7 protein-coding genes and 1 pseudogene are annotated in these 7,255 nt (G+C 70.0%); 2 read left to right on the top strand and 6 right to left on the bottom strand.

Features of this window, described 5'->3' with window-relative positions; all coding sequences use genetic code 11:
* Positions 1 to 29: 29 nt before the first annotated feature.
* The 5 genes from IEZ21_RS06285 to sigE form a co-directional block, all read right to left on the bottom strand.
* Positions 30 to 689, bottom strand: coding sequence for a hypothetical protein (locus tag IEZ21_RS06285; protein ID WP_189320835.1), 660 nt, complete (start codon positions 687 to 689; stop codon positions 30 to 32).
* Between the two features lie 229 nt (positions 690 to 918).
* Positions 919 to 1,356: a sec-independent translocase gene (locus IEZ21_RS06290; protein WP_033319966.1), complete on the bottom strand. Its 438-nt coding sequence runs from the start codon at positions 1,354 to 1,356 to the stop codon at positions 919 to 921.
* A 214-nt stretch (positions 1,357 to 1,570) separates the two neighbouring features.
* Positions 1,571 to 3,112: a S1C family serine protease gene (locus IEZ21_RS06295; protein WP_444544974.1), complete on the bottom strand. Its 1,542-nt coding sequence runs from the start codon at positions 3,110 to 3,112 to the stop codon at positions 1,571 to 1,573.
* A 631-nt stretch (positions 3,113 to 3,743) separates the two neighbouring features.
* A complete protein-coding gene (locus IEZ21_RS06300; protein WP_189320837.1) occupies positions 3,744 to 4,670 on the bottom strand; it encodes an anti-sigma factor family protein in 927 nt (308 codons plus the stop codon).
* The gene (sigE, locus tag IEZ21_RS06305; RefSeq protein ID WP_033319962.1) at positions 4,667 to 5,368 is read right to left on the bottom strand and encodes an RNA polymerase sigma factor SigE; all 702 of its coding nucleotides are present in this window, start codon (positions 5,366 to 5,368) and stop codon (positions 4,667 to 4,669) included. Before sigE ends, IEZ21_RS06300 begins: the two co-directional genes overlap by 4 nt.
* A gap of 214 nt (positions 5,369 to 5,582) precedes the next feature.
* Between sigE and IEZ21_RS06310 the strand changes: the two genes are divergently transcribed.
* Complete coding sequence (locus IEZ21_RS06310; RefSeq protein WP_078491728.1) at positions 5,583 to 6,281, top strand: O-methyltransferase; 699 nt, start codon at positions 5,583 to 5,585, stop codon at positions 6,279 to 6,281.
* A 290-nt stretch (positions 6,282 to 6,571) separates the two neighbouring features.
* Here the strand turns inward: IEZ21_RS06310 and IEZ21_RS06315 are convergent, their stop codons facing one another.
* Positions 6,572 to 6,739: a DUF3117 domain-containing protein gene (locus IEZ21_RS06315; protein WP_003966491.1), complete on the bottom strand. Its 168-nt coding sequence runs from the start codon at positions 6,737 to 6,739 to the stop codon at positions 6,572 to 6,574.
* 367 nt (positions 6,740 to 7,106) lie between these two features.
* On the opposite strand from IEZ21_RS06315, the pseudogene IEZ21_RS47405 reads away from it, so the two are divergent.
* A pseudogene (locus tag IEZ21_RS47405) lies at positions 7,107 to 7,255 on the top strand (enoyl-CoA hydratase); the annotation flags it as partial.

Here is a 7,255-nt window from a genome sequence, read left to right on the forward strand (position 1 = left end):
GCGTATCGGCTGGGCTTACGGCGTACCGGCTAGGCGTACGCCGCGATGTCCTTGATCACGGCGAAGCCCAGGCCGTACGCGCTCATTCCCCGCCCGTACGCCCCCAGGTGCACGCCCTGCTGCGTGGAGCCCGCGAGGACCCAGCCGAACTCGGACTCGCGGTAGTGGAAGGACTCCGGAGCCCCGTCCACGGGGAGCGAGAGGCGGGACCAGTCCGGGCCGGTCAGGTCGTCCGCCAGGGCCCACGCCGTCTCGGTCTGCTGGTCCAGCCAGTCGTCGCGCAGGGTGTGGTCCATGTGGCCGGGCCAGGTGCAGGACAGCAGTCCCACGCCCGCGAGCCAGGCCGCGGAGGACACCGAGGTGGCCTCCAGTATTCCGGTGCCGTCGGCGCTGCGCCGCACGGGGTTGGCCGCGACGGTGACCACGACCGCGAAGCGTTCCTTGTCGTCCATCGTCGACTCACTGCGTACGGATGGTTCGTCGCCGTGCCCGATCGAGCCGTGCTCCACGGCTCCGTCGGCCGCGGTGCCGACCTTCATCAGCCAGCGCGGTCCTGTGAAGGCCTCGTCGAGGCCGTACCACGGAAAGGGCGCCAGCAGGTAGCCGTCGACCGTGCGCCGGGCGGAGGGGGCCGGTTGTCCGCCCTCCGCGTCCGGCGCCTGCGCGCCTACCCGACTTGTCGTCTCCATTGCCCGGACGCCTCCTCGCTCTCGTCGGACCGAAACGGCCCGCCCCCCATCGGGCGTCCCTCCGGTCCGCACAACAACTAGGCAGGATAGCCACAGGTGCGGAGCGAGCTGTGAAACCGGTCGGCGGGTGGGTCGCGTACGCGTCAGGCTGCGACCGCTGTGAGCAGGCAGAACTCGGTGGCGCAGGGCTCTTGAAGCTCGAGGGCAAACGGCCCAGGGGGCGTACGCCTCAGGTCGCGTCCGCGTCGAACGGGGGGCGCTCGAGCTGCTCGGGCTTCTTCGTCATGTCGACGGTGCCGCCGGACCCCGAGGAGCCCGAGGAGGTGGAGGAGGCCGACTCTGACTCGCGGCCGTGCACCGCGTCCGTGACCTCGGCCATCTCCTTCTTCATGTCGAAGCCGTTACGGATCTCCTTGAGCCCCAGCTCGTCGTTGTCCAGCTGCTTGCGGATGAACGTCTTGGGGTTGAGGTCCTCGAACTCGAAGTCCTTGAACTCCGGGCCGAGTTCATCACGGATGTCCGCCTTGGCGCTCTCCGAGAACTCACGGATCTTGCGAATGGTGCGCGTGACGTCCTGGATCATCTTCGGGAGCTTCTCCGGACCGAAGACGAGCACGGCAAGGACAACGAGCGCCACCAGCTCGAGCGGTCCTATGTCATTGAACACCTTGCAGCTCCTCGGGATGTCCTCGGCCTCGGCGGGATTCTTCCGTGGTCCGGGCCGGATCCACGGTACCCGGCGTTCCTGTCTGTCCGGTACTGTCCGGCGTCTTACTCGTGCCGTTCCTGTCAGTTCGTGATGCGGTTCCTGTTGGTTCCCGTCTGTTGTTGTCCCCCTGTCGTCCCCTCTGTGGTCTCCCTTGCTGTCCCGTCCGTTGCTGTCAGCCGCCGTCGGCGGAGCCGAGGACGAGGGTGATCTTCCGCTCCTTGCCGTCGCGCTCCAGGGTCAGCTCCAGGCGGTCGCCGGGGCGGTGAGCGCGGGTCTTGACGATGAGCTCCTCACCTGAGCGGACGCGCTGGCCGTCGACCTCGGTGATGACGTCGCCGGCCTCGATGCCGGCCCGGTCGCCGGGGCCGCCCTTGGTGACCGGCGGGCCGCTTTCGCCGCCCTTGGTGCCGACGCGAGCACCGTCGCCCGTGAAGTCCATGTCGAGCGTGACACCGATCACCGGGTGCGTGGCCTTGCCGGTGTTGATCAGCTCCTCGGCCACACGCTTGCCCTGGTTGATGGGGATGGCGAAGCCCAGACCGATCGATCCCGCCTGGCCGCCCTCCAGGTCGGAGCCGCTGTCGGCGGAGCGGATGGCGCTGTTGATGCCGATGACGCGGGCCTTGGAGTCGACGAGAGGGCCGCCCGAGTTGCCGGGGTTGATCGGAGCGTCGGTCTGCAGGGCGTCGACGTACGAGACGTCGCTGCCGTCACCCGACTCGCCGCCCGCGGTGATGGGCCGCTCCTTGGCGCTGATGATCCCGGAGGTCACGGTGTTCTCGAGGTCGAACGGCGCGCCTATCGCCACCACCGGGTCGCCGACCTGGACGTTGTCGGAGTTGCCGAGCGGCAGGGGCTTGAGGCCGTTGACTCCGCTCACCTTCACGACGGCGAGGTCGTAGCCGGTGTCTCCCCCGACGAGTTTGGCCTTGGCACTCTCGCCGCCGCTGAAGGTCACGGAGATGTCGCCGCTCGCTCCGGCGGGCTCCACGACGTGGTGGTTGGTGAGGATGTGCCCGCGCTCGTCGAGCACGAAGCCGGTGCCCGTGCCCTGCGCCTCGGACCCGCTCACATGCAGGGTCACCACGCTGGGCAGCGCACTGGCCGCGATCCCGGCCACGCTGTCCGGCGCCCGCCCCTTGGCCTCCGTCCCGGCCTGCGGCAGCTCTACGTCCTCGATCCCGCCGTTCCGCTCGAGATACGCCCCTACGGCGCCTCCGAGGCCTCCGGACACCAGCGCGACGAGTGCGGCTCCGAGAACCAGCAACCGCCTGACGCGTTTACGCCGGTTGCCCTTGCTGTCGACGGCGGCGCCGTTCTGCTGGAGAGGGGCGGCGGCCCAGGGGTCGTAGTGCTGCCAGGGGGTTGGCGGTTGGGGGGCTTGGGGGCCTTGAACGGGTTGCGGGGATTGAGGGATTTGGGCTGGGGCTTGAGGGGGTGAGGCTTGGGGGCCTGCGGCCGGGCTTGGGTGGTGGGCCTGGGCCGTGTACGAGCCAGGCGGGATAGGCGCCGCGGGTGCGGGCAGGTGGGGGCCGGGCGGGACAGGCGCTGCAGGCGCGGGTAGGTGGGCTCCGTGGGCGGGGCCCGCTCCAGGCGCTGCAGGCGCGGGTAGGTGGGCTCCGTGGGCGGGGCCCGCTCCAGGCGCGGCAGCGTGCATCGGAGCCGCGGCTCCGACGGGACCGTTCTGCGGCGGAGCCACCGCCTGTCCGGGCACACCATGGCCCGCGGTCGCACCGGGTGGTGTGCCGGTGCCATGCCCCGAAGTCGCCGCCGGAACGGCCGTGCCCTGCGCAGGAGTCGCCCCCGGATGCTGCACCGGCGGCGCGGGCGCGTAGGGCCCGGGCTCCCCGTACGGAGGCGTGCTGTACGGATCCGGATCATGCAGAGGCTCGGTGCGCTCACCGGGCGCGCGGCCGGCAGGCACGTGGTCAGCAGGCGCGCTCACGCCGCCGCGGACGTCGTCCGACACGGAACCGCCCCCCGGCGCGGTCCCCGCCCCGTACAGCCCCCCGGACGGACCGCCGTCGCCCGCCTCCCGGACAGGCGCGGCGCCCGCAGGCCGTTCCAGCTCGAAGTCGCCCTCGGTGTTCTCACGGCGGAGCCCGCTCGCGGTGTCCTCCGCGTGCCCGATCGGGGTCGGGGTGCCGTCAGGCGTGGCTGGATTCGTCCCGTCCCCCGCGGAAGCGGAGTGCTTCCCCTCGTCCATGCTCTCCCCACACCTGGCCCGCGGCACGGCGCATCGGCGTGCACCGCGGATTGTCGACTCCGCGCCCCGGGTCCCTCCGGCGGGCGCGGCCCATCCCTGGATTCAACCAGGTTCGCCGGCCGCCGCGCAGAGGGCGGGTTCAGCGGGCGGAGGGAGGCGAGGGCGAGGCGGACGGCTCGGGGATCGGCACGAGGGCCGACAGCCCGGGCATCGTGAAGTGAGACGTCGTCGACCACGAGGTCAGCGAGACCGGCGGAGGCATCTCGAGGGGACGTATGAGCGGGGACATCGCGGTGGCACCGCCCACCGCAGGCGCGGTCAGCGGATGCGGCGAACGCGAGTTCTGCTGTCCGGCCGGCGGGGGCACGCCGGGCAGCAGCGGTGCGGACACCTCGGTCGGTGCGACCTGCTCCGCGTTGAAGGAACGCTGCCCCTGTGCGAGCAGCGGCGCGAAGCCACGGCGGCGCTGCTCGGGCGTCGTCGCCGCGCCCGTACCCTGCGCACGCGCCGGGGTCACATTGCTGCCCGAGCCGGACCCGGCCCGTGCGTCCGCGCTGTCGGGCACACCGGTCGACACCCCGCCGAGCGCGACCGCGGCCAGCGATACGGCCCCGGCCGCGACGAACGCGAAGCGCAGCCCGCGTGATGCCGAGCGGTCGGCCTCACGTCTGCTGATGTCATGGATACGGAACCCGCGCTGCTCCGAGGGCAGCACGGCGGCATGCGGGCCGTTCGGCACATACTCGAACGGATCGTGCCGCACGCTGAAGGCGCCGGACGACCCGAAGCCTCCTCCACCCAGCCGGGAGCCGCCCCCACCCCCGTCACTTCCCCCGGGCAGCCCCTGGAGGCGGGCCAGGAAGCTCTCGGAGGGCGGTGGTGGGGCTACTTCCGCGAATACGTTCTTCAGTCGTCGTTGCTCATCTGCTTCGGCCTTGCACTTCGCGCAGGTGGCGAGGTGGGCCAGGACGCGCTCGCGCGCCTCATGACCGAGCTCCCCGTCCACCAGGGCGGAGAGTCGGTCTCCCAGGTGCTGCTCTGCCGGCGTAGGACGTGATCCACTCACGCGGTCGCGCCCCCTCCTCCCAGAGCGGGCACTCCGGTGACGACCAGGCCACGACGCTCGGCGCGGGCCTCGGGCGACCGGTGGGCGAGGGCCTTGCGGAGCTGGGAGCGGCCGCGGTGGATCCGGCTGCGGACCGTGCCGAGCTTGACGCCCAGAGTCGCGGCGATCTCCTCGTACGAAAGCCCCTCGATGTCGCACAGGACGACCGCGGCACGGAATTCGGGCGCAAGGGTGTCGAGTGCCTGCTGGACGTCCGCGTCGAAATGCGTGTCGTTGAAGACCTGCTGCGGTGATGGCTCACGGCTGGGCAGCCGCTCGGCCGCGTCGTCGCCGAGCGCGTCGAACCGGATGCGCTGCTTGCGGCGCACCATGTCCAGGAAGAGGTTGGTGGTGATGCGGTGCAGCCAGCCCTCGAAGGTGCCGGGCGTGTAGGTCGACAGGGAGCGGAAGACCCGGACGAAGACTTCCTGGGTCAGGTCCTCGGCATCGTGCTGATTGCCCGTCAGGCGGTATGCGAGCCGGTAGACCCGGCCGCTGTGCATGCTGACGATCTCCTCCCAGGTGGGCGGAGTCCACGCCTGCGAGTCCGCGTCGGACGTGAAGGTCGCGGTCTGAGCGGAATCGGCAGCGCGGTACTTGTCAGCTGTGTTGGTCACGGATTTCGGCTCACCTGCCGATCTGAGCAGGCGCCTCAGCACCCCTCCTCGATCCCCAGGCGCAGCCGCACCTCCCCTGTCGGCTCTGGTGGTGTCCAGTGGAGCCCCTACCATAGCCACCTCGCCCGTTAGCTCCGGATAAGCGGTTTTACGAGAAATTGATGCGCGCTTCCGCGATTGCGTCAGCACTTGCTCGGTGTCCTGGTTCATCTGCTACCCCCCGCGTCGTCCCACACCCCTCTAAACGCCCGGTCCCATCTGCGGGTTCCCGACGCCAACGGATACAGTCACGCCCAGGCAACCACGGGGACGGGAGAGGGTCATTAGCGGCAACCGGCAGACGAGCTGGGCGTTCGCCGACGCCTTTGTCGCCGAGGACGACACGCTGCACTGGGCCCGGGACCGGGCCCAGGAGGCAGGGCTGCGCTCGGTGTCGCCCGGCACCGGCGCCGCGCTGCGGTTGCTCGCCGCCACCGTGGGCGCCAAAGCAGTGGCGGAGATCGGAACCGGAACCGGAGTTTCCGGAATTCATTTGCTGCACGGCATGCGACCGGACGGTGTACTGACCACCGTCGACACAGAGCCGGAGCGCCAGCAGTTCGCCCGGCAGGCCTTCCGCGCCGCCGGCTTCGCCAGTAATCGCGCGCGCTTCATTCCGGGCCGCGCCCTGGATGTTCTGCCCCGGCTCGCGGACTCCGGATACGACCTCGTCTTCTGCGACGGAGACCGTCTGGAATACCTGGACTATCTCGCTGAATCGTTGCGTCTGCTGCGCCCGGGCGGCCTTGTCTGTTTCGAGGGCGTCTTCTCCAACGGCCGGACAGTGGACTCGGGCCCGCAGCCGACGGAAGTACTGCGCCAGCGCGAGCTGCTGCGCACGGTCCGCGAAACCCAGGACCTGGTGCCCTCACTGCTGCCGGTGGGCGACGGCCTGCTGTGCGCGGTCAAGCGCTGAGCGGCCCTCCCCCTTTTTTGGAGCTCGGTTCGCCTCCGGGGCGCTGCAGCCGGTGTCGAGAGGCCGATCGTGCTCGACCCTCCTTCGTCGGGCCTCCGCGCTCCCCCACTCTCGAATTCGCTCGAGCGGGGGGACCCCCATGCCCTCTCGACACCGTCGCGCCCCTTCGGCTCACTCGCTGTAGGGCGCCGAATGCTGCAGTGGCCCTAAAGCTGCAGTGGCCCGTGAAAACAGTGCCCCGGCACCAATCGCGGTGCCGGGGCAGCTGAAAACTTATCGTCGCTCCCGCGTCAGCCGACGACCTTCTTGAGGGCGTCGCCGAGCGCGTCGGCCTCGTCAGGAGTCAGCTCGACGACGAGCCGACCGCCGCCTTCGAGCGGAACGCGCATGACGATGCCCCGCCCCTCCTTGGTCACCTCGAGCGGGCCATCACCCGTCCGCGGCTTCATGGCCGCCATGCTCGTTCCCCTTCCTGAAACCAGCTCATCGTCGCCGACGGCCCCTTCGAGGGCACACGTCCACTTCTCGGACACGCGTCACCGGCATCGAACACATTGCTTCCAAGCCATTATCCCGCATCTCAGGACCCGATGACCAACATCAGTCGGCATCGCTTGCGCAACGCACTTGAGCAAAACCACTCAATTCGGCGATGTGACTGCGATACTGCGCCGCCGTGTCGACTTTCGGGTGCCGGAATTCTTTGACGCAGGTCACATGTCTGAACGCAGCCACTCCTCATGATCTACGCCATGCTGTCCTCGGACGACCACGAAAACGACTATGAAGACGACGACGAAGCCGTAACACCGGAGGGGACCCACCATGGCCGACACCGTGCTCTACGAGGTGAGCGACGGACTCGCGACGATCACGCTGAACCGCCCCGAGGCGATGAACGCGATGAACACCGAGACCAAGGTCGCCTTCCGGGACGCGGCACAGGCGGCAGCGGCGGACGGCTCCGTACGGGC

The organism is Streptomyces flaveus, from assembly GCF_014647675.1.
Lineage (GTDB): Bacteria > Actinomycetota > Actinomycetes > Streptomycetales > Streptomycetaceae > Streptomyces > Streptomyces flaveus.

Excerpts from the sequence above, each read along its gene's own strand:
- IEZ21_RS06285 (WP_189320835.1), bottom strand. The coding sequence starts at position 689 with ATGGAGACGACAAGTCGGGTAGGCGCGCAGGCGCCGGACGCGGAGGGC.
- IEZ21_RS06315 (WP_003966491.1), bottom strand. The coding sequence starts at position 6,739 with ATGGCGGCCATGAAGCCGCGGACGGGTGATGGCCCGCTCGAGGTGACC.